23 protein-coding genes are annotated in these 23,580 nt (G+C 54.6%); 12 read left to right on the top strand and 11 right to left on the bottom strand.

The features are described from left to right. Positions 1 to 4 precede the first annotated feature (4 nt). Positions 5 to 529, bottom strand: coding sequence for a hypothetical protein (locus RTU33_RS07595; protein WP_312626394.1), 525 nt, complete (start codon positions 527 to 529; stop codon positions 5 to 7). A 150-nt stretch (positions 530 to 679) separates the two neighbouring features. Here RTU33_RS07595 and ydfG point away from each other — a divergent pair, with 150 nt between their 5' ends. Then, entirely contained in the window at positions 680 to 1,429 is a 750-nt protein-coding gene (ydfG, locus tag RTU33_RS07590) for a bifunctional NADP-dependent 3-hydroxy acid dehydrogenase/3-hydroxypropionate dehydrogenase YdfG (protein ID WP_312626393.1), read from the top strand. Between the two features lie 92 nt (positions 1,430 to 1,521). Next, complete coding sequence (locus RTU33_RS07585; protein ID WP_312626392.1) at positions 1,522 to 2,208, top strand: GntR family transcriptional regulator; 687 nt, start codon at positions 1,522 to 1,524, stop codon at positions 2,206 to 2,208. A 124-nt stretch (positions 2,209 to 2,332) separates the two neighbouring features. On the opposite strand, the gene RTU33_RS07580 is transcribed toward RTU33_RS07585, so the two are convergent. The 9 genes from RTU33_RS07580 to RTU33_RS07540 all read right to left on the bottom strand — a co-directional run bounded on the left by RTU33_RS07580 (position 2,333) and on the right by RTU33_RS07540 (position 13,961). Then, complete coding sequence (locus tag RTU33_RS07580) at positions 2,333 to 3,796, bottom strand: mannitol dehydrogenase family protein (RefSeq protein WP_312626498.1); 1,464 nt, start codon at positions 3,794 to 3,796, stop codon at positions 2,333 to 2,335. 148 nt (positions 3,797 to 3,944) lie between these two features. Then, a complete protein-coding gene (locus RTU33_RS07575; RefSeq protein ID WP_312626391.1) occupies positions 3,945 to 5,279 on the bottom strand; it encodes an MFS transporter in 1,335 nt (444 codons plus the stop codon). A gap of 24 nt (positions 5,280 to 5,303) precedes the next feature. Further along, entirely contained in the window at positions 5,304 to 6,686 is a 1,383-nt protein-coding gene (locus tag RTU33_RS07570; protein WP_312626390.1) for an MFS transporter, read from the bottom strand. A gap of 52 nt (positions 6,687 to 6,738) precedes the next feature. After that, the gene (locus RTU33_RS07565; protein WP_312626389.1) at positions 6,739 to 7,758 is read right to left on the bottom strand and encodes a Zn-dependent oxidoreductase; all 1,020 of its coding nucleotides are present in this window, start codon (positions 7,756 to 7,758) and stop codon (positions 6,739 to 6,741) included. A gap of 34 nt (positions 7,759 to 7,792) precedes the next feature. Then, positions 7,793 to 9,346 carry an MFS transporter gene (locus RTU33_RS07560; RefSeq protein WP_312626388.1) on the bottom strand — a complete coding sequence of 518 codons (1,554 nt, stop codon included), beginning with the start codon at positions 9,344 to 9,346 and terminating at the stop codon, positions 7,793 to 7,795. Between the two features lie 25 nt (positions 9,347 to 9,371). After that, positions 9,372 to 10,778 (bottom strand): glucuronate isomerase, encoded by a 1,407-nt coding sequence (gene uxaC, locus RTU33_RS07555; RefSeq protein ID WP_312626386.1) that lies wholly within the window; start codon positions 10,776 to 10,778, stop codon positions 9,372 to 9,374. A 35-nt stretch (positions 10,779 to 10,813) separates the two neighbouring features. Then, positions 10,814 to 12,028 carry a starvation-sensing protein RspA gene (gene rspA / locus RTU33_RS07550; RefSeq protein WP_312626384.1) on the bottom strand — a complete coding sequence of 405 codons (1,215 nt, stop codon included), beginning with the start codon at positions 12,026 to 12,028 and terminating at the stop codon, positions 10,814 to 10,816. 158 nt (positions 12,029 to 12,186) lie between these two features. After that, positions 12,187 to 13,470 carry an MFS transporter gene (locus RTU33_RS07545; RefSeq protein WP_312626383.1) on the bottom strand — a complete coding sequence of 428 codons (1,284 nt, stop codon included), beginning with the start codon at positions 13,468 to 13,470 and terminating at the stop codon, positions 12,187 to 12,189. A gap of 164 nt (positions 13,471 to 13,634) precedes the next feature. After that, on the bottom strand, positions 13,635 to 13,961 hold the full coding sequence (locus RTU33_RS07540) for a YnfA family protein (RefSeq protein ID WP_312626381.1): 327 nt from the start codon (positions 13,959 to 13,961) through the stop codon (positions 13,635 to 13,637). A gap of 111 nt (positions 13,962 to 14,072) precedes the next feature. Here RTU33_RS07540 and RTU33_RS07535 point away from each other — a divergent pair, with 111 nt between their 5' ends. From RTU33_RS07535 to speG, 3 genes are all read left to right on the top strand, one after another. Then, a complete protein-coding gene (locus RTU33_RS07535) occupies positions 14,073 to 14,288 on the top strand; it encodes a hypothetical protein (protein ID WP_312626380.1) in 216 nt (71 codons plus the stop codon). A 101-nt stretch (positions 14,289 to 14,389) separates the two neighbouring features. Then, on the top strand, positions 14,390 to 14,731 hold the full coding sequence (locus RTU33_RS07530) for a DUF1283 family protein (RefSeq protein ID WP_312626379.1): 342 nt from the start codon (positions 14,390 to 14,392) through the stop codon (positions 14,729 to 14,731). A 55-nt stretch (positions 14,732 to 14,786) separates the two neighbouring features. Continuing rightward, positions 14,787 to 15,341, top strand: coding sequence for a spermidine N1-acetyltransferase (speG, locus tag RTU33_RS07525; protein ID WP_312626378.1), 555 nt, complete (start codon positions 14,787 to 14,789; stop codon positions 15,339 to 15,341). Here the strand turns inward: speG and RTU33_RS07520 are convergent. Further along, on the bottom strand, positions 15,335 to 16,015 hold the full coding sequence (locus tag RTU33_RS07520; RefSeq protein WP_409438231.1) for a YnfC family lipoprotein: 681 nt from the start codon (positions 16,013 to 16,015) through the stop codon (positions 15,335 to 15,337). The genes speG and RTU33_RS07520 overlap by 7 nt on opposite strands. A gap of 133 nt (positions 16,016 to 16,148) precedes the next feature. On the opposite strand from RTU33_RS07520, the gene RTU33_RS07515 reads away from it, so the two are divergent. The 7 genes from RTU33_RS07515 to osmV all read left to right on the top strand — a co-directional run bounded on the left by RTU33_RS07515 (position 16,149) and on the right by osmV (position 23,489). Beyond that, positions 16,149 to 16,406 carry a DUF1161 domain-containing protein gene (locus tag RTU33_RS07515; RefSeq protein WP_312626374.1) on the top strand — a complete coding sequence of 86 codons (258 nt, stop codon included), beginning with the start codon at positions 16,149 to 16,151 and terminating at the stop codon, positions 16,404 to 16,406. A gap of 131 nt (positions 16,407 to 16,537) precedes the next feature. Continuing rightward, a complete protein-coding gene (gene ynfE / locus RTU33_RS07510) occupies positions 16,538 to 18,982 on the top strand; it encodes a selenate/tellurate reductase subunit YnfE (protein ID WP_312626373.1) in 2,445 nt (814 codons plus the stop codon). Between the two features lie 166 nt (positions 18,983 to 19,148). Continuing rightward, positions 19,149 to 19,763: a Tat proofreading chaperone DmsD gene (dmsD, locus tag RTU33_RS07505; protein WP_312626372.1), complete on the top strand. Its 615-nt coding sequence runs from the start codon at positions 19,149 to 19,151 to the stop codon at positions 19,761 to 19,763. 285 nt (positions 19,764 to 20,048) lie between these two features. Next, positions 20,049 to 20,762, top strand: coding sequence for an osmoprotectant ABC transporter permease OsmY (gene osmY / locus RTU33_RS07500; RefSeq protein WP_312626371.1), 714 nt, complete (start codon positions 20,049 to 20,051; stop codon positions 20,760 to 20,762). A gap of 19 nt (positions 20,763 to 20,781) precedes the next feature. Next, on the top strand, positions 20,782 to 21,684 hold the full coding sequence (osmX, locus tag RTU33_RS07495; protein WP_312626370.1) for an osmoprotectant ABC transporter substrate-binding protein OsmX: 903 nt from the start codon (positions 20,782 to 20,784) through the stop codon (positions 21,682 to 21,684). A 9-nt stretch (positions 21,685 to 21,693) separates the two neighbouring features. Next, positions 21,694 to 22,341, top strand: coding sequence for an osmoprotectant ABC transporter permease OsmW (gene osmW / locus RTU33_RS07490; protein ID WP_312626369.1), 648 nt, complete (start codon positions 21,694 to 21,696; stop codon positions 22,339 to 22,341). After that, positions 22,341 to 23,489: an osmoprotectant ABC transporter ATP-binding protein OsmV gene (gene osmV, locus RTU33_RS07485; RefSeq protein WP_312626367.1), complete on the top strand. Its 1,149-nt coding sequence runs from the start codon at positions 22,341 to 22,343 to the stop codon at positions 23,487 to 23,489. Before osmW ends, osmV begins: the two co-directional genes overlap by 1 nt. Positions 23,490 to 23,580 lie beyond the last annotated feature (91 nt).

Below are 23,580 nucleotides of genomic sequence, written 5' to 3'. Positions count from 1 at the left end.
GCAACTACCCCAGCCTGTACGCAAAAACGTGAATCATATTGGCCGCTAAAGGGTAAATCCCCAGAGACTCGGTTCTCTCCTTTGCTTCGTTGAGCGTAAGCCCGGATACGGGTTCACGCCCACCCCAGATGAGCAGCCCCTTTTTAGCGTAGTCTTCCACGACTTCGAGGGTTTTCCCATTGTTAAGCTCTATCACCACATTTTTACTTGTCAGTGGAATCAGATGGCCATTGTTTTCAGAAATGAACAGATCCATTTTTATGGGGCTCATTACGTTTTCACGGCACGGCGCGACGATAATCCCATTGGCGGCCACGGAAGTAATATTAAGTTGGGCGTGTTTTATGGCTGGCGCGTGCTCTGAGGGTTCCCGCCCTCCCCAGATAGTCATACCGTCGGGTATGGCCGGAGGCAAAGGTTGCTGACTATCCGTCAGTTCCAGTATTTTGCCGTCTTCAAACTCTGCCACCACGCTTCTTCCCTGCTGAGGCTTAAGAGCGCCATCCTTCATAACGGTAAAAATTTTCATCTGCTCTCCTCTTCAGCATTTTTCCCTGGTCAATACAATAGCCGATTCCCCCCTCACTGTACGATGTGACTGGAAACAAAGTTCCGTTAACGATGGCCAGCGGTGCGTGCTATGGTATGAGTTCAGTTAAAGCATTGAGGAACAGGAAGAATGATTGTACTCGTTACCGGAGCCACCGCCGGGTTTGGTGAAAGCATCACCCGCCGTTTTATCGCTAATGGTCATAAAGTGATTGCCACGGGTCGCCGCCACGAGCGCCTGCAGGAGCTGAAAGAGGAACTCGGCGATAACCTGTTAACCGCACAGCTCGATGTCCGCAACCGTGCGGCGATTGAAGAGATGATTTCCGGCCTCCCCGCCGACTGGCGCAACATCGATATTCTGGTCAACAACGCCGGGCTGGCGCTGGGCATGGAGCCTGCGCAAAAAGCGAACGTTGATGACTGGGAAACCATGATCGACACCAACAACAAAGGTCTGATCTACATGACCCGCGCGGTGCTGCCGGGCATGGTGGAGCGTAACGCCGGCCACATCATCAATATCGGCTCAACTGCCGGCAGCTGGCCATATGCGGGCGGCAACGTTTACGGCGCGACCAAAGCGTTCGTTCGCCAGTTCAGCCTGAATTTGCGCACCGATCTGCACGGCACCGCCGTTCGCGTCACCGACATCGAACCAGGCCTGGTAGGCGGCACCGAGTTTTCCAACGTTCGCTTTAAGGGCGACGATGCAAAAGTCGGGAAAACCTATGAGAACGCCAATGCGCTGTCTGCGGAAGATGTGTCCGAAGCCGTGTGGTGGGTGGCAACGCTGCCAAAACACGTCAACATCAATACCCTTGAAATGATGCCGGTCAGCCAGACCTACGCCGGGCTGAGCGTCCACCGTCAGGGTTGATACCGTTCTGCCCTCCCGGCTACGTGCCGGGCTGGGCGCAGCGTTAAAATCAGCGTAAAATAACACACTTCTTTCAGGATCAAGACAGAGCAATGACCGCAGAATCGCAACTCAATCCGACACAGCCCGTTAACCAGCAAATCTACCGTATTTTGCGCCGGGATATCGTGCATTGCCTGATAGCGCCGGGCACGCCGCTGTCTGAGAAAGAAGTGTCAGTCAGGTTCAACGTATCGCGTCAGCCCGTCCGTGAAGCCTTTATTAAGCTTGCCGAAAACGGTCTGATTCAGATTCGCCCACAGCGTGGCAGCTACGTGAACAAAATTTCGCTCTCACAGGTGCGCAACGGCTGTTTTGTGCGCCAGGCCATCGAATGTGCCGTGGTGCGCCGCGCGGCCACGCTCATCACCGATGCGCAGTGCTATCAGTTAGAGCAAGACCTGCACCAGCAAAGAATTGCCATCGACAGACAGCAGATTAACGACTTCTTTATGCTTGATGACGAGTTTCACCAGCGGCTGTCGCAAATTGCCGATTGCCAACTCGCGTGGGATACCATCGAAAATATCAAAGCCGCCATCGACCGCGTGCGCTATATGAGCCTGGACCACGTCTCCTCCCCGGATATGCTGCTGCGCCAGCATCAGGACATTTTCAGCGCGCTGGAGAAACGGGACGTTGATGCAGTCGATAAAGCGATGACCGTACATTTGCAGGAGATCAGCGAGTCGGTGCTGTTGATTCGGCAGGAAAACCGCGACTGGTTTAGCGAAGAATAGTTCTGCGAAATGCCGTTGCCTGGCGGCGCTACGCTTGCGCAAGCCTACAGGCCTTGCAGGCCGGGCTGGCAATAGCTCCCCGGCAAAAAAGAGAATGCCGCCCCGAATGAGGCGGCATTTTTTATTACAGCTTCGCAGTAAACTCCGCCACGGTCGCTTTCGCTCCCTTCGCCAGCAGCGTGAGATAAGCTTCTGTAACCTGCTGCACAAAGCGGGTTTCCAGCAGCAGTTCTTTACCGAAAATCGCTTCGATGCCCAACAGCGCCTTCACACGAGCCTCGCCCTGCTCGCTGGCATTGACAGCAGCCTGAATGGTGGTCAGCAGCGGGTCGCACACCTCAATGGCTTCGCCTTGCTCGTCGGTGCCGTCAACGTAGCGCATCCAACCCGCCACGCCCAGCGCCAGCAGGGAAAAATCGCTATTTTTCACCAGATGCCAGCGGACGGAATCGAGCATACGCTGCGGTAATTTCTGGCTGCCGTCCATCGCAATCTGCCACGTGCGGTGACGCAGCGCCGGGTTGCTGTAGCGATCGATAAGCAGGTCGGCATAACGGGCCAGATCCACCCCTTTCACTTTCAGCGTCGGCGCCTGCTCTTTCAGCATCAGCGCATGAGCAGCACGGCGGTAGTTGTCATCTTCCATGCATTCGTTAATGTGCTGATAACCGGCCAGATAGCCGAGGTATGCAAGGAAGGAGTGACTTCCGTTCAGCATGCGCAGCTTCATTTCCTCAAACGGGATGACGTCGTCCACCAGTTCCGCGCCTGCTTTTTCCCACTGCGGACGTCCCGCCACGAAGTTGTCTTCAATCACCCACTGACGGAATGGCTCACAGGCCACACCAGCCGGATCGCGCACGCCGGTGATGGATTCGATTTTATCCAGCGTATCTGGCGTAACGGCAGGCACAATACGGTCCACCATGGTAGACGGGAAGGTGACGTGCTTTTCAATCCATGCGGCCAGATCTGCATCCAGCGCGCGGGCATAGGCGCGTACCACGTTGCCAAGCACATGGCCGTTTTCCGGCATATTGTCACAGGACATCACGCTGAACGGTGCCAGGCCAGCCGCTTTACGGCGAGCCAGCGCTTCCACCACCACGCCAGGTGCGGACGTTGGCTGGTGTGGGTTTTGCAGATCGGCGGCGATCATCGGGTGATCGAGGTTCAGCTCACCCGTGGCAGGATTATGGCAGTAGCCTTTTTCGGTGATGGTTAACGAAACGATCGCCACCTGCGGCTCGCACAGTTTTGCAAAAACCGCTTCCAGACCATCAACCTGGGCGTGCAGCGCGTCTTTCACTACGCCAACTACGCGAGCGGTCCAGGCATCGGCGGACATTTCCGCCACGGTATAGAGGTTGTCCTGACGTTTCAGGTCAGCAATCTGCTGCTCGCCGCCAATCAGGTTAACTTCGGTGTAGCCCCAGTCGCTGCCGTGCTCCTGGGCAAGAATATCGGTATAAACGGCCTGGTGCGCGCGATGGAATGCGCCGAAGCCGAGGTGAACGATGCGGGAGACCAGCTTTGTACGGTCGTAGTTCGGGAGTGACGCTTTAGCTTTCAACAGGTTATTAGTCATCATGAGGCTCATTGTTGTGAGAGGTCGTCGAACTTTAGGCTGTAGACCATCTCATGCAATTGGTATGACATCTTTGATTTTCATCAACTGCCATACAAGAAGGGAGTTGCAGAGCAGGCAAATGCGACCTGCCCCGCAAAACGATTAGCTACTTTTCTCCCCAGTGTTGATATTCTGCCTTCCTTTTAAGCGGTGCGGTTTCCGGCATCAGCGCCAGCCCCACCAGGGAAACGGCGCCGAGCACAATTACGTAGGTAGCCATTCCGTAGTAATGTCCGCCCGTCGCCTGCAGGATTTTCACCGCGACCAGCCCCAGAATGCCGCTGCCAATCAGCGACCCCAGTTGCCAGATAAGTGCGATACCGCTACAGCGAATATGGGTTGGAAACAGCTCCGGGAACCAGGAGGCCTGAGGGGCATAACACATGCTGTGGCCGAAGGTGATCACCAGAATCATCGCCAGCTGCGTCAGCCAGAAGCTGTCCTGATTAATCGCCAGAAAGAACGGGACGATCGCCAGGACCTGAATGATTGCCCCGGTGATGTAAACAGGTTTTCGCCCGATACGGTCGCTTAGCGCGCCCATTGCGGGGATCGCGACAATTTCCAGTAAAACGGCCACGATCATTGCATCCATCAGCCAGGTGGCATTGAGCTGGTTCGCCTTTCCATAGGCAAGCACGATCACCGTGAACATCGCAAAAGTGCAGGCTTCGATGAGTTTGGCGCTGACCCCCTTCACCACCAGCCCCGGATAGTCGCGTATAACCTCCACCACCGGACGCGATTCTGCCGCTTTGGTATCGCGGATCTGGGCAAAGACCGGCGATTCATCAATTTTCAGACGGATAAACAGCCCGACAAACACCAGCACCGCACTCAGCAGAAAAGGAATGCGCCAGCCGTAATCCATCATCTCTGTACTGGTCAGGGTCATATTCAGGATGGCAAACAGCGCCATCGGCAAAAGAAAACCTGTCGGTGCCCCAATCTGTACCCAGCTGGCATAGAATCCCCGCCGCGACGGCTCGGCATATTCGGCGGTCATTAACACTGCGCCAGCCTGTTCGCCCCCTACGCCAAAACCTTGCAGCACGCGAATGAAAATAAGCAAAGCGGGAGCCCAAAAACCAATTTTCTCATAAGTGGGTAACAGCCCGATGCAGAACGTCCCGAGGCCGACGATGAGAATGGTGATCACCAGCGCTTTTTTGCGCCCGACTTTATCGCCAATATGCCCGAATACGATGCCACCCAGTGGCCGGGCAAGGAACCCTACGGCATAGGTAGCAAATGCTGCCAGCGTGCTAATCAGCGGATCGCTGCTTGGGAAAAACAGGTGGCCGAAAAACAGGACTGCTGCGGTGCCGTAAGCGAAAAAGTCATAATACTCTGCCGCCGTACCGATCGCCGATGCCGTTGCAACACGGCGGATTGTCGACACGTTACTCGTCTGATACGAAATATTGTCTATGTTCGCCATATCATTAACCTCAGTAAAGTTGTACTAGCGGTTCACTGTTTGCCCATACGGCACCGCAGTGCGTTCAGGCGCTTGCTCCGCAGCATCCTGCAACAGACTCAAATCGCGATCGCGCACTTCTGGCATCAGCGCAGCAGAAATCAGGCCTATCAGCGAGTAGCAGATAATCATCGCGACCATCGGCCACCAGCTTCCGGTCAGGTTGCAGAAAATCCCCGCCAGCAACGGACCGAATCCAACGGCCACCAGCCCACCCGCCTCTTTGGCAATGGCCATCCGGGTAAAGCGATTTCGCGAGCCAAACATTTCCGCCATGGTGATATTTTCCAGCGCAAACAGGCCCAGCACCGCCACGTTATGGATAACAATCAGGCTGGTCATGATGACGCCCGGCGCGTGGCTCTTGTCGACGATAAGCGCCAGCATCGGATAAGCCAGAATGATGGCCGAGATATTGAGAATGATGTACGGCAGGCGGCGGCCATATTTGTCCGAAAGCCAGCCCAGCAGCGGGATGGTGATAAAGCCAATGACTGAACTTATCATCAGGGCGTCGGTGGGAATCGCCTTATCAAACACCAGGGTTTGTACCAGATACCCCGCAAGGAACGTCTGAATCAATCCTGAGTTACCCGCCTGCCCGAAACGCAGCCCTGTCGCCAGCCAGAAGGTTTTGCTGCGGAACATCGCGCCAAGCGTGTTTTCCTCATGCTGACTCTGGTTTGCTACGGCCCCGCTCTCGCTGACTTTCTCAAACACCGGGCTCTCTTTGAGATTCAATCGCAGCCAGATAGCGAAAATCATCACCACTACGCTTGCCAGGAACGGCACGCGCCAGCCCCAGGCCACCAGCGACTCGCGATCGAGTACGAAGAACATCAATGCCCAGATGGCCGTGGCGCTGAGCGTACCGCAGTTAGTACCCATCGCCACCAGCGAGGAGATAATCCCGCGTTTACCTTTCGGCGCGTACTCAGCCAGCATGGTGCCCGCACCGGAAATTTCGGCCCCGGCTCCCAGCCCCTGAATGATGCGCAGCGTCACCAGCAGCACCGGCGCGAAAATACCAATCTGTGCGTAAGTCGGCAGCACGCCGATAAGCGTGGTGCAGATCCCCATCATGGTGATGGTGATAAACAGCACCTTTTTGCGCCCGATCCTGTCACCCATTTTGCCGAAGATAAAGGCTCCGATGATGCGGGCAATGTAGCCCGCGCCGTAGGTGCCCATCGCCAGAATCAGCGCCATCGCCGCCGACTGCTCCGGGAAAAATATTTCATGGAAAACCAGCGCAGCCCCAAGCGAATAGAGTTGAAAATCCATGAACTCCAGCGCGGTGCCTAGCCAGCCGGAGACCGCGGCGCGGGTTAAATCTTTCGTGCTTCGTACAGGTTGATGTTGCGTCATAGTGTTGTTCTCGAAAGTAAGAGGCGTACGGCTCACTCGCTCTCTGTTTTAATTATTCTGCAAAGGTCAAGAGCACCTTGCAGCAACGCTTCTGGTCTTTTTCAAACACCCCGATGGCCTCACCGACCTGTCGGTAATCCATGACGTGGGTAACCAGCTTGTCCGGGTCTATAAGCCCTTTCTCCAGCCAGTCGATAACCACCGGGAACTTGTTGGCGTTGAGGCGCGAGGAGTAGACCGTCAGCTCTTTGCCGGTGATCCCCTGCTGCGCCACCTGGGAAGGTTCTCCAGAGAAGCCCATCAGCACGATTCGCCCTGCCGGAGAAGCCAGGTTCACGGCCTCCTGCAAAATCGACGGATGACAGGCCGCGTCGATAATCAGCGTTGGCTTGATACCTTTTGCCTCAAGCTCCACCTGTAACGACCGATCTGCATTGTTGATCGCCCAGTCCGCGCCGCTTTGCTCAGCCATCGCGAGGCGCTCCGTAATACGATCGACGACAATCACCTGGCTGACCTTATAGACGCCCTTCAATGCCTGGACGGTCACCAGCCCCATCGGCCCGGCGCCATAAACCAGCGCTACGTCCTGCGGCGTCGGTTTTGCTTGCCCGGTCACGTTCGCTGCGATGGTGAATGGTTCCACCATGACCGCGTGCTTGTCCTGAATAGCGTCCGGAATCGGCCAGGCGTTCTTTGCGGGCACGACGGCGTACTCACTGAACCCACCGTCCCGATGCACGCCCAGCACCACAAGCGAAGTACAGACGTTCGGTTTGCCGACCGAACACGGGTAACAGTGGCCGCAGCTGATGACCGGGTCGACGCTGACTCGCTCGCCCAGGCGGGCGTCGCTTATCCCTTCGCCAACCGCGTCGATGACGCCAAAAAATTCGTGACCAATCACGCGTGGGTATTTCGCAAACGGGTTGTGGCCGCGGTAGATATGACTGTCGGAGCCACAAATCCCCGCCAGCTTCACTTTTACCCTCACCTCACCAGCAGCCGGAGTCGGCAGTGTGCGCTCTTCAATCACTAATTCATCAGGTTGACGAATGACTATGCTTTTCATTTTGTAGGTTTCCTGTAATCACGACGTCATTGCGTCAGTGAGCTGATGTAACGGATGCTGTCTTCCGGTTGCCTGCCCGCATCGCAGTGTCGTTTTCAAGCCATAGCGCGTCATAGCTGTAGCCTGTTAAATCTTCAACGACCTGACGGGTCTCGTCGCTGACGTCGCTCTTCAGCCCGCGAGCCTTCAGCCGCTCCACTTCGTCGACGAAAATCTTGTGTGTGCGCTTGTTAAGATGGAATGTGCATGCCTGCCACAGAGCTATGATCAATAGCCCTCCCGTACCGATGAACAGCATTGCAGCAATGGTGGAGATCGCTTCCTGAGGCTGGACCAGACTGCCTTTCACAAACCCGCCGCTTTGCAGCATCACGCCAACGACAAACGTCGCGATGGCTACCGTCGTCTTACGTGAGAAGGTCATGACTGCGGCAAACAATCCCTCACGACGCTGCCGGGTGATCATCTCGTCAATATCGGGAATAAACGGGAAGACGTTCCAGGGGGTAAACTCAAGAACGCAACGCCCAATCTGATAAACAGCGGCAAGGCAAAGGAGTACTGTCACTTTGTTATCAGGCGGGAACTGATAAACCATAAAGAGACCCGCCAGACACAATAGCATCGTGGTATAGGCAAAAACGTACAGTCGGGACGGTCCGAACTTAATGATGGCGACGCCCGCCAGTAACGTCACCGGCAGCCCCACAATACTCATTGACAGCAATGTTCCCGAAAGCGATGAAGAGACATTCAGGCAGTACACACAAAAGAAGACAAAGACGGTGTTATAAACATCCTTTGCGGTAAAGGAGAACAGATAGATTGCCAGATGTTTACGAAACGCCCTCACCTTTAAGGTTGATAAATATTCCCTGAAGAGATTCCCTACGGTGGCAATTTTTTCATTCAGTGAACGTGGCGCTGTCTCCTTTTCCATTTCCGCGAGCATTTCAGGCGTCAGTTCCCGCTCCCATGTCACCTTCCAGGAGATAAATACGCAAACCATAAACAGCACGGCGAATACCACACCATTAATAAAGTATGCGTCAGGATCCTGTTCACCAAAATGACCGATCAGCAGTCCTGGAATAAAGGTTGCCAAAAACGTTCCTGACGCCGAAAGGAACATCCGGCACGTTGAAAGTTTGGTCCGCGAGTTGAAGTCCTTAGTCATTTCCGAAGGAAGCGTTTCCCATGGAATTAAAACCATGGCGGCAATCACTTCAAACGCAAGGTAAACGGCGAGGTAGAACCAGAAGTTCATTCCATTTACCCAGAGCAGTATATAGACCAGCATCAACGGCGCCCCAATCAGCAAGAAGAAGCGGCGGCGACCAAATCGTTTACCCAGCGCATTTTTATAAAAATGATCGGTAAAACTCCCCATAAACAAACTGACTATTGCATCCACGACTCTGGCAATAGCCACAATGGATGCGGCCTCCATGGGAGAGAGGCCAACAAAAGTGGTGTAGTAAAATAATAACCATGCACCGATAACGGTAAACGCACCGCCGCCCATAATATCTGTCAGACCATAACCGATGCTGACAGGTATTGTTATTTTTTTAAAGGTACGAGCCATGTTCTATCCTCTTACGAGAAGATTTTTAAAATTTGAAGTAGTTACAGGCGTTATCGTGGCAAATATTTTTAACCATTCGGGTCAGGATATTATTATTATCAGGGACCTCGCCCCGCTGAACCCACTCGCCTATTAAGTTGCACAATATTCGACGGAAATAATCATGTCGCGGATATGAAACAAGGCTGCGCGAATCCGTCAGCATTCCCACAAAGTGCATTAGTAATCCCTGGTCCGCCAGACAAGTTAACTGGTTCTCCATACCTCTTCGCGTATCGTTAAACCACCAGCCTGAACCAAACTGAATGGGGGACTTAATCCCATCTTCGGCTGACTGGAAGTTGGCGATAGTCGTCGCCACCACATCGTTGTAGCTGGCGTTAAGGTTGTAGATAATCGTTTTTGGCAGGCCTGCATGCTGGTTCATTGCGTTAAGCAACTGATTCAGATTCAAGGCCAGTCCGTTTTGATCGCTAATGGAATCGAACCCCGTGTTGATTCCGAGCTTGCTGTACATGTCACTATTATTATTCCGAAGCGCGCCGAAATGAATTTGCATCGCCCAGCGGTATTTTTTGTAATGCGCAGATAACATGACAAACATCGCACTATTTAACTGTGCATGCTCATGCCCGGTGAGTTCTTCCCCAGCGCATTTTCTTGTAAACAGACTGGCAATACATTCAGGTGTAGCGCTGCAATAAGTGATATTAACGGGGCCGTGATCGGAGATACGACAGCCGGACTGATGGAACCACTCAATTCGCTGCGCAATGGCTTTATCAAAATCAGCAAATGACGCTATCTTTACATGGGTTAACGCAGCCAGTTTATCCACAAAGGCAGAAAATACTGCCGATGATTCTTCAAAAATGTCGTCTGGTCGAAATGTCGGTAATACTTTTGTGCTAAAGGAATTATCTTTTTGAAGCAGACGATGATATTCCAGTGAGTCCAGGGGCGCATCTGTTGTACAAATCACTTCTACATTCGAGCGCGTAATTAAACTCCGTGGTCTGAATGCCTCCGTTTTTAACAGTCGATTGCAATGTTCCATCACCTCACGCCAGTTACTGCTATCCAGAAGAAGATGACAGGAAAAATATTTACTCAGTTCCAGATGGGTCCAGTGATAAAGCGGATTGCCAAACGCCGATTCAACGGTTTCAGCCCATGCTTTAAATTTCTCTTCTGAGGTAGCATCACCTGTAATAAAACGTTCATCCACACCATTCGCCCGCATCGCGCGCCATTTATAATGGTCGCCGGAAAGCCAAAGCTGTGTAATATCTTTTATTTCTTTATTTTCATAAATTTCTTTTGCGTCAAGATGGCAATGATAGTCGACGATCGGCAATTGCGAAGCTACTTCTTTATAAAGCCGAACACCGACTTCATTGTTGATCATAAACCGATCGTTAATGAAGTCCATGTTTGTTTCCCTTATGAATGAATGTGCTTAATTCCTTACCAGTTCCATAAAGTCCCGTCTTCAAGTCTCGCTACCGGAAGATAAGCCGGATCGTAGGGATATTTCGCAGCCAGCTTTTCATCGAACTCAATGCCAAGACCCGGCTTGTTGCCTGGATGCATATAGCCGTTGTCAAACGTCCAGCTGTGCGGGAAGACTTCCAGCATCTGTTCGGAATAGCCCATATATTCCTGCACGCCGAAGTTAGGCACCCACAGGTCAAAGTGCAGCGCAGCAGCCATGCACACAGGTGAAAGGTCTGACGGGCCATGCGAACCCGTGCGGACCTGGTAAAGCGAGGCAAAATCTGCAATGCGGCGCATACCGGTGATCCCACCCGCGTGCGTTATCGTGGTGCGGATATAGTCGATAAGCTGCTCTTCTATCAGCTGCTTGCAGTCCCAGATGCTGTTAAATACTTCACCCACCGCAATCGGCGTGACGGTGTGCTGACGAATCAGGCGGAAACACTCCTGATTTTCCGCAGGGGTCGGATCTTCCATCCAGAACAGACGGTAGTCTTCGATGCTTTTACCAAAACGCGCAGCCTCAATCGGCGTCAGGCGGTGGTGCATGTCATGCAGGAGGTGTTCGTTGAAGCCGAATTTTTCGCGCACGGCGTCAAACAGCTTTGGCGTGAAGTCGAGGTATTTTTCCGTCGACCACAGCTGCTCTTCCGGCCACTGGCCTTTGGTCGCCGGTTCATACGCCAGCCCTTTTCCTTTCGCCATGCCGTAGGTGGTTTTCATGCCCGGCACGCCACATTGCACACGAATGGCTTTAAAGCCCATCTCTTTGTGCCGCGCGTAATCTTCCAGCACGTCGTCAATGGTGTGCCCGGTGGTGTGACAGTAAACCATAACGCCTTCGCGTGACGCGCCACCGAGCAGCTGATACAGCGGCATGTTGGCGGCTTTGGCCTTGATGTCCCACAGTGCCATATCAACGGCAGAAATGGCCGACATGGTGACCGGCCCGCGGCGCCAGTAAGCTCCTTTATAAAAGAACTGCCAGATATCCTCGATTCGGTGAGCATCCCGCCCTATCAACTGCGGGCAAAGATGATCTTTCAGGTAGGATGCTACGGACAGCTCGCGTCCGTTTAACGTGGCATCACCAAGACCGGTGATGCCTTCGTCGGTGGTGATTTTCAGCGTAACGAAATTACGCCCTGGGCTGGTGACAAATACCTCTGCGGCTACAATCTTCATTTTTGATCCTTAGGTCTCATCGTCTATGGGCGAAACTTAGCGCCTTTGATAACTACCATACAAGTATATTGATCAAAAAGAGTTCAGCAGATCACAAAAAAGAAACCAGCGAGGGAGTGAGAAACCCGGCAGCAGATCTGCACCGGGCCAGAGAGGGGTTATTCGATGCGGTCTTTAACGATGAAGAAATAGCAAAGCGCACCGGTAAAGGTCACACAGGCGGCAATCACCAGTGCGAGGTTAAAGGAGTGCGTGGTGTCGACCACCCAACCGGTGACAATGGGCGCGAAGGAAGCAAAAACAAAGCTGCCAAAGTTCTGGATAGCCGCAACGGACGCCACTTTGGTTTCTGCGACCATCACCTGCACCAGTCCCCAGGCGGACGTTCCGGCAAAATGCACGCAGAACAGCGCCATCGAAATAAAGGCCACGGCCTGGGCAGGAGAAGACGACTGTACCACCAGCAGCGTGCCCAGCGCCGAGAGGATGAGACCCAACACGATGGCCGTTTTACGCGTTTTCGCAAGGTCATAGCCGCGTCGCGCCAACGCATCCACCACCAGGCCATTAGTCCACATGCCTACCGCCGCGGCCAAAAACGGTATCGCAGCAACCCAGCCTGTTTTCGCCAGGCTGAGGCCCTGCTCCGCCTGCAGGTATCCTGGGAGCCAGGCAATGTACAGCCAGCCGGTATAGTTCACGCCAGAAAAGCCGAGGATCATGCCCCAGGTGGTCCGGCGTTTAAATAACGCCAGCCATTCGCTGAACGCCAGCTTTGGCTTCGCCACTACGGGCGCGGAGAGGTACTCACGTTCGTCCTCGTTCAGGGTGAACTGCGCGCGGTTGCGATACCAGGCATACCAGCAGATTCCGACCAGAATCCCCGCCAGGCCAATCACCACAAACATCGTTCGCCAGCCCCAGGCCAGCTGCATCACCACCAGCGCTGGCGGGGCGATGGCCTGCCCAATCACCGTTGAAGAATTAAAGATACCCAGCGCCGTGCCGCGTTCTTTTTGTACGTACCAGTCACTGATCGACTTTACCCCCGCGGGCATAAACGGTGCTTCGCCGATGCCAAGACCAATACGCAGTAAAATGAAGTGGCTGAAGGAGTTAACTACGCCGGTCAGCGCCTGCATGGCGGACCAGAAAATCAGCCCGGCTCCGAGTACCACGCGTGGCCCGAAGCGGTCGAGCAGGATCCCCGCAGGCAACTGCGAAAAACCGTATGAGAGTGAGAAGGCTGAAAGCAGCACACCAAATTCCGTCGCCGAAAGGCCCAACTCGCCGCGGATGGCCTCCCCGGCAACGCTTAGCGATGAGCGGTCGAGAAAATTCACAATCCCGGCAATAAACAGCAGTGCCAGGGTCACCGTCTGAATCGTTTTTATTCGGGCAGGCTTTGCAGGCCCCGCCTCTGCCACCACATCAATTGCCATACGCGCTCTCCTGTCAGTCTTGAGTGCGCACCGTTCAGGATGCGCAAAGTAGCGGAACAAATCCGGCTACTACCATACAAGAACAACAGGTAAGAAAATGCAGAACGATCACAATTATGAAACATTCAGGAAACCCTCACCGTCCCACAGTGAGGGAAACAGGGTCAGGCTCGACCCCAGCCCGCCACGATAATTAACATACCGCACAGGGCAGTCGCCGCCCCGGCCCAATCGTAGACGCTCAGACGCACGCCATCAACATAGCGCAACCACAGCAGCGCAGTGCAGACATAAACGCCGCCGTACGCGGCATAGACCCGACCACTCGCCGCCGGATGCAGGCTCAAAAGCCAGACAAACAGCGCCAGCGAAACGCCCGCGGGTAGCAGCAGCCACACTGTTGCCCCGCGTTTTAGCCACAGCCATGGCAGGTAGCAGCCAATGATTTCGCATAGCGCGGTGGCAAAGAAGAGCAGACTCGTTTTCAGCATGAAGGATTATTTCCATCCACAGTCGGCAAAGTTCTTAAGGATAAATTAATCTTTATAAAGGGAGAATCGCTTTTCTCTCTGAAAGTCCCGAGGCCATTGAGGTGCAGTAAGATGAGTATCGACAGAATGGCGAAGATGGTGCTCCGCCGCCAGGGCATTGGCGTAAAGGATAAAGTCGTGCGGTTTCGCGGGAGTACGATTGTGTTTCGCTACAACCTGGACGGCTACGACATTTTCATCAACGGGCAGAAAATCAGCTTCGTTAAAACCAAAGACGTAAACGAGGCCGTGCGAATCTATAAATCCACGCTTAGCAGTCCTTGCTGACCCTCCCAGCGTCAGCTCGCCAGGCGGCTATTCCCTGCTCAGGAGTTGGTGTAAACTCTGCGTGTGGGATTACCGTTTTTATCACCCTAAAGGAAACAGCAATGAAAGTGACCCTTAGCAAACGCCTGTGCCTGACGGCTATGCTGGCACTGGGTGCCATCGTGTATACCGCGACTGCATCTGCGGACACCAGCAAACTCATCATTGAGTCCGGTGACAGCGCGCAGAGTAAGCAGAATGCGGCGATGGACAAGGAGCAGTGGAACGATACCCGTTCCCTTCGTCAGAAGGTGAACACCCGCGTTGAGAAAGAGTGGGATAAAACCGACGTGGCCTTTGATACCCGCGACAAGTGCGAGAAGAGCGCAAACCTGAACGCGTACTGGGAACCGAATACCCTGCGCTGCCTCGACCGCACCACCGGTCGTCCGCTAGTGCCGTAATTCCTCAAGGGCGCCCATCGGCGCCCTTCTTCTGTCGACTTAAAAAGGACATCACATGGCCGATGCTTATACCGTTAGGCTGCGCCCGCTGGAACGCGAAGATCTGCGCTTTGTACATCAGCTGGATAACAACGCCAGCGTTATGCGCTACTGGTTCGAGGAACCCTACGAGGCGTTTGTTGAGCTTTCTGACCTCTACGATAAACACATTCACGATCAGAGCGAACGACGATTTGTTATCGAGTGCAACGGCGAGAAAGCGGGTCTGGTGGAATTAGTGGAAATTAACCACGTTCACCGCCGCGCCGAGTTCCAGATCATCATTTCCCCGGACTTTCAGGGTAAAGGGCTCGCCACAAAAGCCGCGCAGCTGGCGATGGATTACGGCTTCACCGTGCTCAATCTCTACAAACTCTACCTGATTGTGGATAAAGAGAACGAAAAAGCGATCCATATCTATCGCAAGCTCGGTTTCCAGGTGGAAGGCGAACTCATCCATGAGTTTTTCATTAACGGGGAATACCGCAACACCATTCGTATGTGCCTGTTCCAGCATCAGTATCTGCCCAAACACAAGGGCCACACGCTGCTGAAACCCACGGCTCAATAATATTCAATGGTGTTTTTGATGGTGTAATGCCGGGTAACAGGCGGCTTTGCACTGTCATCCACTATCTCTAAATCACAGCTCAGCGGGTTGTTGTGCCTGTCGTAGTCGCAGGTCTGCGCCACGTTACCGATCGTTTTGTCATTCAGCAGGCTGACCGCAGTGTAGTCCAGCTTTTTAAGCGCGTCTTTCGGCGGCGCGGCGATCACCTTCAGCGTTTCTTTGCCGCTGACGGTCGTTTTACCCAGCGGATAGCCGTCTTTGTCATAGCGATAATCCACGGTAAATTCTTTGCCGTGCGCGGCAACGATAAAGCCGTTGTCGTCCGTATCCCACGTTACGCCCGCCGTCGGCATCCCCGCAAGCTGGCATTTGCCCTGCAACAAAATGCGCTTTTCCTGAGTTGTGCCGTCGAGATAGTAGTTGGCGTCCAGCACGAGCGTCGCCCCGGTATTATTCTCCAGATCGTGCAGCTCAATGAGATCAAAGCAGCCCTCTTCAGAAAGGCGGGCGCTGACGCGCTTAGTGACTTCACCCTTTTCATTCATCAGCGTCTGCCTGAAATCTTTGACCGGCCCACGCAGGGGATCGAAATCAAACTCATTGGAAAAACTGGCCATCTCCGGCGTAAAGGCTACCGGCCCCGAGGCATTGTCGCAGGCGGTGAGCAGGCTCATCAGCGGTAGCACGAACAGCAGTTTCTTCACAGCGCGTCCTTCACGTTAGAATTTTCTCAATCATATTAGCAAATACAGCACTTTACACTAAGGGTGCTATGCTTTTATCTCACTCAGCGATAAGGAGATGCGTATGAAAACGACTCACTGTCTGGTTGCCCTGCTGCTGGCCGTGTCTGCGCCCGCCTTCGCCGCGGCCCCCGAGTCCTGCGAGCGCGTAAAGGAAGACATTCAGCAGAAAATTGTGAATAACGGCGTGCCGGAGAACGGCTTTACGCTGGACATTGTGCCCAACGATCAGGCCGATCGTCAGGATGCTCAGGTCGTCGGCCACTGCGCCAACGATACCTTTAAAATTCTCTATACCCGCAGCGGCAACGATCAGCAATAGCCCCCTGCAAACGAAAGATATTATCTCTGGCTTGACCAGGGATAATATCTGCATACTCCTAAGTAAGTAACATCCCTCCATCCAAAAGCCGCGATCGCGTCCGGCTAATAATGACAACGATGGAGTGAACAATGTCTGAACAAAACCAGCATGAACACCCAGGCGGGATCAGTCGCCGTTCTTTGATCAAATCCTCCGCACTCGGTTCTCTGGCGCTCGCCGCCAGCGGCATCTCTTTACCTTTTACCCTTAAAAGCGCAGCGGCAGCCGTCCAGCAAGCCACTCAGGCTGACGATAAAGTCGTCTGGGGTGCCTGTTCGGTTAACTGCGGCAGCCGGTGTGCGCTGCGTCTGCACGTGCGCGATGATGAAGTTTATTGGGTTGAAACCGATAACACCGGCGAAGACATTTACGGCGATCATCAGGTCCGTGCGTGCCTGCGCGGGCGCTCCATCCGCCGTCGCATTAATCACCCGGAACGCCTGAACTACCCGATGAAACGCGTTGGCAAACGCGGAGAGGGAAAATTTGAGCGCATCAGCTGGACGGAAGCGCTGGATATACTGGCAGACAGCCTGAAGCATGTGGTTAAAGAGTACGGCAATGAGGCCGTCTACATAAACTACACATCCGGGATCGTCGGCGGCAACATCACCCGCTCTTCTCCTTCCGCATCGCTGGTGGCACGCCTGATGAACTGCTACGGCGGCTCCCTTAATCAGTACGGAACCTACAGTACAGCGCAGATTGCCTGCGCCATGCCTTACACCTATGGCTCCAACGACGGCAACAGCACTTCGGACATTGAAAACAGCCAGCTGGTGGTGATGTTCGGTAATAACCCGGCGGAAACGCGCATGAGCGGCGGCGGCATCACGTACTATCTGGAACAGGCGCGTGAACGTTCCAATGCCCGCATGATCGTCATCGACCCGCGCTACACCGATACTGCCGCAGGCCGTGAAGACGAATGGGTGCCAATCCGGCCGGGCACGGACGCCGCGCTGGTCGCCGGTATGGCATGGGTGTTAATCAGCGAAAACCTCGTGGATCAGCCTTTCCTTGATAAATACTGCGTCGGCTACGATGAAAAAACGCTGCCGGAAGGCGCACCCGCTAACGGCCATTACAAAGCCTGGATTCTGGGCCAGAGTGATGATGCAACAGCCAAAACACCGGAATGGGCTTCACGCATCACCGGTATTCCGGCGGATAAAATTATCAAGCTGGCGCGTGAAATCGGTACCGCTAAGCCGGCCTATATCTGCCAGGGCTGGGGCCCACAGCGCCAGGCCAACGGCGAACTCACTGCCCGCGCCATCGCAATGCTACCCATCCTGACCGGTAACGTCGGTATTAGCGGCGGCAACAGCGGCGCACGTGAATCCACCTACACCATCACCATCGAGCGCATGCCGGTGCTGACAAACCCGGTAAAAACCGCCATCTCCTGCTTTACCTGGACCGATGCCATCGAGCGCGGAGCCGAAATGACCGCAACCCGTGACGGCGTGCGCGGCAAAGACAAGCTGGACGTACCAATTAAGTTCATCTGGAACTACGCGGGTAACACCATCATCAACCAGCACTCGCAGATCAACCGCACTCATGACATCCTCCAGGATGACAAAAAATGCGAGATGATTGTGGTCATCGAAAACTTCATGACCGCCTCAGCGAAATACGCCGATCTGCTGCTGCCGGACCTGATGACCGTCGAGCAGGAAGACATCATCCCCAACGACTACGCAGGCAATATGGGCTATCTGATTTTCATCCAGCCCGCCACCCGCGAGAAGTTCGAGCGTAAGCCGATTTACTGGATCCTGAGCGAAGTGGCTAAACGGCTTGGCGCAGACGTTCACCAGAAATTTACTGAAGGCCGCACCCAGGCCGAATGGCTGCAGTACCTGTATGCCAAAATGGTTGCCAAAGACCCGCAGCTGCCGTCTTACGAAGCGCTTAAAGCGATGGGCATCTACAAGCGCAAAGACCCCAAAGGCCATTTTGTTGCCTACCAGGACTTCCGCAAAGATCCAGAAGCAAACCCGCTGAAAACACCGTCGGGAAAAATTGAAATCTACTCTGAACGGCTGGCGAAAATTGCTGAAAGCTGGGATCTGGAAAAAGATGACACCATCAGCCCGCTGCCGGTTTATGCCTCCACCTTCGACGGCTGGGATGCCCCCGAGCGCCGCGAATATCCGCTCCAGCTGTTTGGCTTCCACTACAAAGCCCGGACCCACTCCAGCTACGGCAACGTCGATGTGCTGCAGGCCGCCTGCCGTCAGGAAGTGTGGCTGAATCCACTGGACGCGGCCAAACGCGGCATCCGCAATGGTGATAAGGTGCGCGTGTTTAACGATCGTGGCGAACTGCGCATTGAGGCGAAAGTCACACCGCGTATCATGCCGGGCGTCAGCGCGATGGGCCAGGGCGCGTGGCACGACGCCAGCATGAGCGGCGATCGTGTCGATCATGGTGCCTGCATTAACACCCTGACAACGCATCGACCCTCGCCGCTGGCGAAAGGTAACCCTCAGCACACCAACCTCGTGCAGATTGAGAAGGTGTAGAACCTTCAGTCTCGCCCGGCGGCACGTTGTTTGCCGGGCCTACATATTCCTGTAGGCCCGGTAAGCAGAGCGCCACCGGGCAATGCTCCCCGCGCTGTCTGTTGGTTATAATTACTCACATTGAAAACCCGGCGGAAGGTATCCCGCCGACATCAGGAAAATCGTTATGTCTCAACCGAAATTCGTTAAAGCCATTGCCGTTACGGGCCGCGTGCTCGGCGGTCTGTTTTATTACGACCCACAAAGTGAAAACATGCGCCCGCTGGTCAGCGCCTTTCGCGACGGCAGCTGGGCGCAGGAGTGGCCAGAATCCATCCCCTTCAATGCAGCGCTGATCAACGCCTTTCAGGCTGAATCCCCGGAGCCGCTAAGCGACGCTTTTCAGCGTCTTTTCATCGGCCCTTACGCATTGCCCTCACCGCCATGGGGCTCCGTCTGGCTGGATCGGGAAAATGTGCTGTTTGGTGACTCTACTCTCGCTCTGCGTCAGTGGATGCGCGAAAACGGGGTTGCTTTTGAAGCCCAGCAGAACGAACCGGAAGATCACTTTGGCACGCTGCTGATGCTGGCCGCATGGCTGAAAGAAAACCAGCGCGAGGAGGCGTGGCAACAGCTCCTGAGCTGGCACCTTCTGCCATGGTCAGGCCGATTTCTTGAGGAGTTTGTGGCCCAGGCAGGTCATCCGTTTTACGAAGCACTCGGCAAGCTGACGCAGCAGACTCTGGCTTTCTGGCAAACGCAGCTGCTGGTGCCGGTGGCCGACAAAAAGCTTTACCGCTAATGCCCTTACGCCCGCCGCATGCGGGCGACTTAACTTAAATTTCAGCCACCTGCCCGCCCTAAATTGTGACAATGTCACTTTTCCTTTTCCGTTTTAAGACTTTTCTGTTCATTGACCCTTCAGCCGTTATGCTCTAAGGCGTAACACCTCATTTACAATCAGCGCCCTGCTCGCTTATTTCGGCCTCTTTCTGGAATCCTTCCCAATCGCTTGCTATAGGTCTGAAACCCTGCCGGAACATGGCATTACAACACTTATAAGCATGCACAGGGAGACACATCTGCAATGCAAAGCTCATTACTGACCCGCGCGCTGCTGTTTATCGGCGCAATTATCGTGGTCCTGGCGTTACTCACGTGGGGAATTGGCCTGGAGACGATCCGCGAACGTAAAGTAGATTTGCTCTATCTCGGCCAACAGCACCTGATCCTCGTCTTTTCCTCGATGTTTTTCGCACTGTTAGTCGGTATTCCCAGCGGAATTTTGCTCAGCCGTCCTGCTGCCAGGGGCATAGCGGAATACGTGATGCAGATTTTCAATATCGGTAACACCCTGCCTCCTTTGGCGGTGCTGGCGCTGGCAATGGTGGTGGTTGGCATCGGCGATAAACCCGCCATCGTGGCGCTGTTCCTTGCTTCACTTCTGCCCATTGTGCGCAATACCTACGCCGGGCTGCGTTCAGTGCCAGGATCGCTGCTGGAAGCCGCCAACGGTATCGGCATGACCAAGTGGCAGCGGCTGATGCAGGTCGAGCTGCCTAATGCCTGGCCCGTGATGCTGTCGGGCATTCGTATCGCTACCGCCATCAACGTCGGTACGGCACCGCTGGCGTTCCTGATTGGCGCCAGCAGCTACGGTGAGCTGATTTTCCCCGGCATTTATCTCAATGATTTCCCGACGCTGATTCTGGGTGCGGTCGCCACGGCGCTGTTTGCGCTGATCCTCGATACGCTGCTGGCAGGTCTCGGTCGTTTACTCAGCCCGCATACCGTCGAATAACAACAATAAGGAGCTAACCATGAGACGACTGACACGCCTGTTTGTCGCCGCCGCTACGGCTGCGCTGCTTGCCAGCCAGGTACACGCAGCCCCGCTGATTCTGGCAACCAAAAGTTTTACCGAGCAGCATATTTTGTCGGCCATGACCGTGCAGTACCTGCGCAAGAAAGGATTTCAGGTTCAGCCTCAGACCAACATTGCTACGGTTATTTCTCATAACGCAATGATTAACAAACAGATTGATATTACATGGGAATACACCGGCACTGCGCTAATCATCTTCAACCACATTAACAAACGCATGTCGCCGGAAGAGTCATACGAAACGGTGAAACGCCTGGAAGCGAAGCACGGCCTGGTGTGGCTGAAGCCTGCAGAGATGAACAACACCTATGCCTTCGCGATGCAGCGTAAGCGCGCCGAAGCAGAAAACATCAACACCATGTCGGAAATGGTGGCGAAGATTGAGCATATCCGTCAGACCGACCCAAAGAATAACTGGCTGCTTGGGCTCGACCTCGAGTTTGCCGGACGCAGTGACGGCATGAAACCACTCCAGCAGGCCTATCAGATGCCGCTCGACAGGCCGCAGATCCGCCAGATGGACCCGGGTCTGGTGTACAACGCCGTGCGTGACGGGTTCGTCAATGCCGGGCTGATTTACACCACCGACGGGCGGGTAAAAGGCTTCGACCTGAAGGTTCTGAAAGACGACAAAGGCTTCTTCCCGAGTTACGCCGTCACGCCGGTGGTGCGCAAAGACACGCTGGAAGCCAATCCGGGTCTGGAAGAGGCGCTGAATACGCTGTCCGGGTTGCTGAATAACGAGGTGATCACCGAGCTGAACAAGCGCGTGGATATCGATCACCAGACGCCGCAACAAGTGGCGCAGGACTTCCTGCGCAGCAAAGGCCTGGTGTAAGGAGAACCCATGGAAACGCTGCATTACATGATTGATAACTGGGGCTATCTCGCCACCCTGACCTGGCAACATCTGTGGCTGGTTCTGCTGGCTGTGGGGCTGGCGATCGTGATTGGTGTTCCGCTGGGCGTACTGATCGTGCGTCACAAATGGCTCGCCACGCCGATTCTGGGAGTGACCACGATCTTGCTGACCGTTCCCTCCATCGCCCTGTTTGGCCTGATGATTCCGTTGTTTTCGCTGATCGGTCAGGGTATTGGTGCCCTGCCCGCCATTACGGCGGTCTTCCTCTACTCGCTGCTGCCGATTGTGCGCAATACCTACACGGCGCTGGATAGCCTGCCACCGGGGCTGCGTGAAGCGGGCCGCGGCATCGGTATGACCTTCTGGCAACGCCTGCGCTGGGTGGAAATTCCGATGGCGCTGCCGGTTATCTTCGGCGGCATTCGTACCGCCGTCGTCATGAATATCGGCGTGATGGCGATTGCCGCAGTCATCGGTGCCGGTGGCCTTGGCCTGCTGCTGCTGAACGGCATCGGCGGGAGTGATATTCGTCTGTTAATTGCCGGGGCGCTGATGATTTGCCTGCTGGCCATTGTGCTCGACTGGTTGCTGCATCGCCTGCAGATTGTCCTGACACCAAAGGGGATCCGATAATGATAAAGTTAGAAAATCTGACCAAACAATTTACGCAAAAGAACGGCCAGAGCTTTAACGCCGTAGATAACGTCAATCTCAACGTGCCGGAAGGCGAAATGTGCGTTCTGCTGGGCCCGTCCGGCTGTGGTAAAACCACGACGCTAAAGATGATTAATCGTCTGATCCCGGCAAGCAGCGGGAAAATCCTGATCAACGGCCAGGACACCAGCGAAATGGACACCGTCAGCCTGCGCCGCAATATCGGCTACGTCATCCAGCAGATTGGCCTGTTCCCGAACATGACCATCGAAGAGAATATCACCGTCGTGCCGCGCATGCTGGGCTGGGAGAAAGCCCGCTACAAGGCTCGCGCCGAGGAGCTGATGGATATGGTGGCGATGGATCCAAAGAAATTCCTCAGCCGCTACCCGAAAGAGATGTCCGGCGGACAACAGCAGCGTATCGGCGTGATTCGCGCGCTGGCGGCCGATCCTCCGGTGCTGCTGATGGATGAACCGTTCGGTGCGGTCGACCCCATCAACCGCGAGGTTATTCAGAACCAGTTCCTTGAGATGCAGCGCCAGCTGAAGAAAACCGTCATGCTGGTGAGCCATGATATCGATGAAGCGCTGAAGCTTGGCGATCGCATCGCCGTGTTCCGCCAGGGCCGCATTGTGCAGTGCGCCAGCCCCGATGAGCTACTGGCGAAACCGGCGAACGAGTTTGTCGGCTCATTTGTTGGTCAGGACAGGACGCTGAAGCGCCTGCTTCTGGTTTCTGCGGGTGACGTCACCGATCGGCAGCCAACCATTACGGTCAAGCGCGATACCGCCCTGCCGGAAGCCTTTGCGACGATGGACGATAACGATATTCGCGCTATTACCGTGGTCGATAACGGAGGTAAACCGTTAGGCTTCGTCAAGCGCCGCGAAGCGCGCAATGCATCAGGCAGCTGTGCGGATCTCCTGCACCCGTTCCGCGCCACGGGCAAAGCGGACGACAACCTGCGCGTGGTGCTCTCGAAGCTGTATGAAAGCAACACCAGCTGGATGCCGATTGTCGATGAGGAAGGACGCTACAACGGCGAGATTTCCCAGGATTATATCGCCGACTATTTAAGCTCCGGCAGGACACGACGGGCGCTGAATATAGGCTCGGAGGAATAGAGTATTGCCCGACGGAGATAAAAGTAAAAAGCCACCTTCTGAGAAGGTGGCTGGTGCTGGTCGCTCCTCTCCCGCTTTCTGGCGTACCCGC

The organism is Scandinavium sp., from assembly GCF_032012665.1.
GTDB lineage: Bacteria > Pseudomonadota > Gammaproteobacteria > Enterobacterales > Enterobacteriaceae > Scandinavium.
The sequence above is the reverse complement of the archived record's forward strand: the minus strand, read 5'-3'. Positions and strand labels throughout refer to the sequence as shown.

What these genes read in the sequence shown, in the direction of transcription:
- osmY (WP_312626371.1), top strand. Translation starts at nt 20,049, where the DNA reads ATGCAAAGCTCATTACTGACCCGCGCGCTGCTGTTTATCGGCGCAATT.
- RTU33_RS07575 (WP_312626391.1), bottom strand. Translation starts at nt 5,279, where the DNA reads ATGGCGAACATAGACAATATTTCGTATCAGACGAGTAACGTGTCGACA.
- osmW (WP_312626369.1), top strand. Translation starts at nt 21,694, where the DNA reads ATGGAAACGCTGCATTACATGATTGATAACTGGGGCTATCTCGCCACC.
- RTU33_RS07580 (WP_312626498.1), bottom strand. Translation starts at nt 3,796, where the DNA reads ATGACTAATAACCTGTTGAAAGCTAAAGCGTCACTCCCGAACTACGAC.
- RTU33_RS07595 (WP_312626394.1), bottom strand. Translation starts at nt 529, where the DNA reads ATGAAAATTTTTACCGTTATGAAGGATGGCGCTCTTAAGCCTCAGCAG.
- RTU33_RS07515 (WP_312626374.1), top strand. Translation starts at nt 16,149, where the DNA reads ATGAAAACGACTCACTGTCTGGTTGCCCTGCTGCTGGCCGTGTCTGCG.
- RTU33_RS07540 (WP_312626381.1), bottom strand. Translation starts at nt 13,961, where the DNA reads ATGCTGAAAACGAGTCTGCTCTTCTTTGCCACCGCGCTATGCGAAATC.
- osmV (WP_312626367.1), top strand. Translation starts at nt 22,341, where the DNA reads ATGATAAAGTTAGAAAATCTGACCAAACAATTTACGCAAAAGAACGGC.
- RTU33_RS07585 (WP_312626392.1), top strand. Translation starts at nt 1,522, where the DNA reads ATGACCGCAGAATCGCAACTCAATCCGACACAGCCCGTTAACCAGCAA.
- RTU33_RS07530 (WP_312626379.1), top strand. Translation starts at nt 14,390, where the DNA reads ATGAAAGTGACCCTTAGCAAACGCCTGTGCCTGACGGCTATGCTGGCA.
- RTU33_RS07565 (WP_312626389.1), bottom strand. Translation starts at nt 7,758, where the DNA reads ATGAAAAGCATAGTCATTCGTCAACCTGATGAATTAGTGATTGAAGAG.
- rspA (WP_312626384.1), bottom strand. Translation starts at nt 12,028, where the DNA reads ATGAAGATTGTAGCCGCAGAGGTATTTGTCACCAGCCCAGGGCGTAAT.
- ydfG (WP_312626393.1), top strand. Translation starts at nt 680, where the DNA reads ATGATTGTACTCGTTACCGGAGCCACCGCCGGGTTTGGTGAAAGCATC.
- osmX (WP_312626370.1), top strand. Translation starts at nt 20,782, where the DNA reads ATGAGACGACTGACACGCCTGTTTGTCGCCGCCGCTACGGCTGCGCTG.
- RTU33_RS07520 (WP_409438231.1), bottom strand. Translation starts at nt 16,015, where the DNA reads ATGAGCCTGCTCACCGCCTGCGACAATGCCTCGGGGCCGGTAGCCTTT.
- uxaC (WP_312626386.1), bottom strand. Translation starts at nt 10,778, where the DNA reads ATGGACTTCATTAACGATCGGTTTATGATCAACAATGAAGTCGGTGTT.
- speG (WP_312626378.1), top strand. Translation starts at nt 14,787, where the DNA reads ATGGCCGATGCTTATACCGTTAGGCTGCGCCCGCTGGAACGCGAAGAT.
- RTU33_RS07535 (WP_312626380.1), top strand. Translation starts at nt 14,073, where the DNA reads ATGAGTATCGACAGAATGGCGAAGATGGTGCTCCGCCGCCAGGGCATT.
- RTU33_RS07560 (WP_312626388.1), bottom strand. Translation starts at nt 9,346, where the DNA reads ATGGCTCGTACCTTTAAAAAAATAACAATACCTGTCAGCATCGGTTAT.
- RTU33_RS07545 (WP_312626383.1), bottom strand. Translation starts at nt 13,470, where the DNA reads ATGGCAATTGATGTGGTGGCAGAGGCGGGGCCTGCAAAGCCTGCCCGA.
- dmsD (WP_312626372.1), top strand. Translation starts at nt 19,149, where the DNA reads ATGTCTCAACCGAAATTCGTTAAAGCCATTGCCGTTACGGGCCGCGTG.
- RTU33_RS07570 (WP_312626390.1), bottom strand. Translation starts at nt 6,686, where the DNA reads ATGACGCAACATCAACCTGTACGAAGCACGAAAGATTTAACCCGCGCC.
- ynfE (WP_312626373.1), top strand. Translation starts at nt 16,538, where the DNA reads ATGTCTGAACAAAACCAGCATGAACACCCAGGCGGGATCAGTCGCCGT.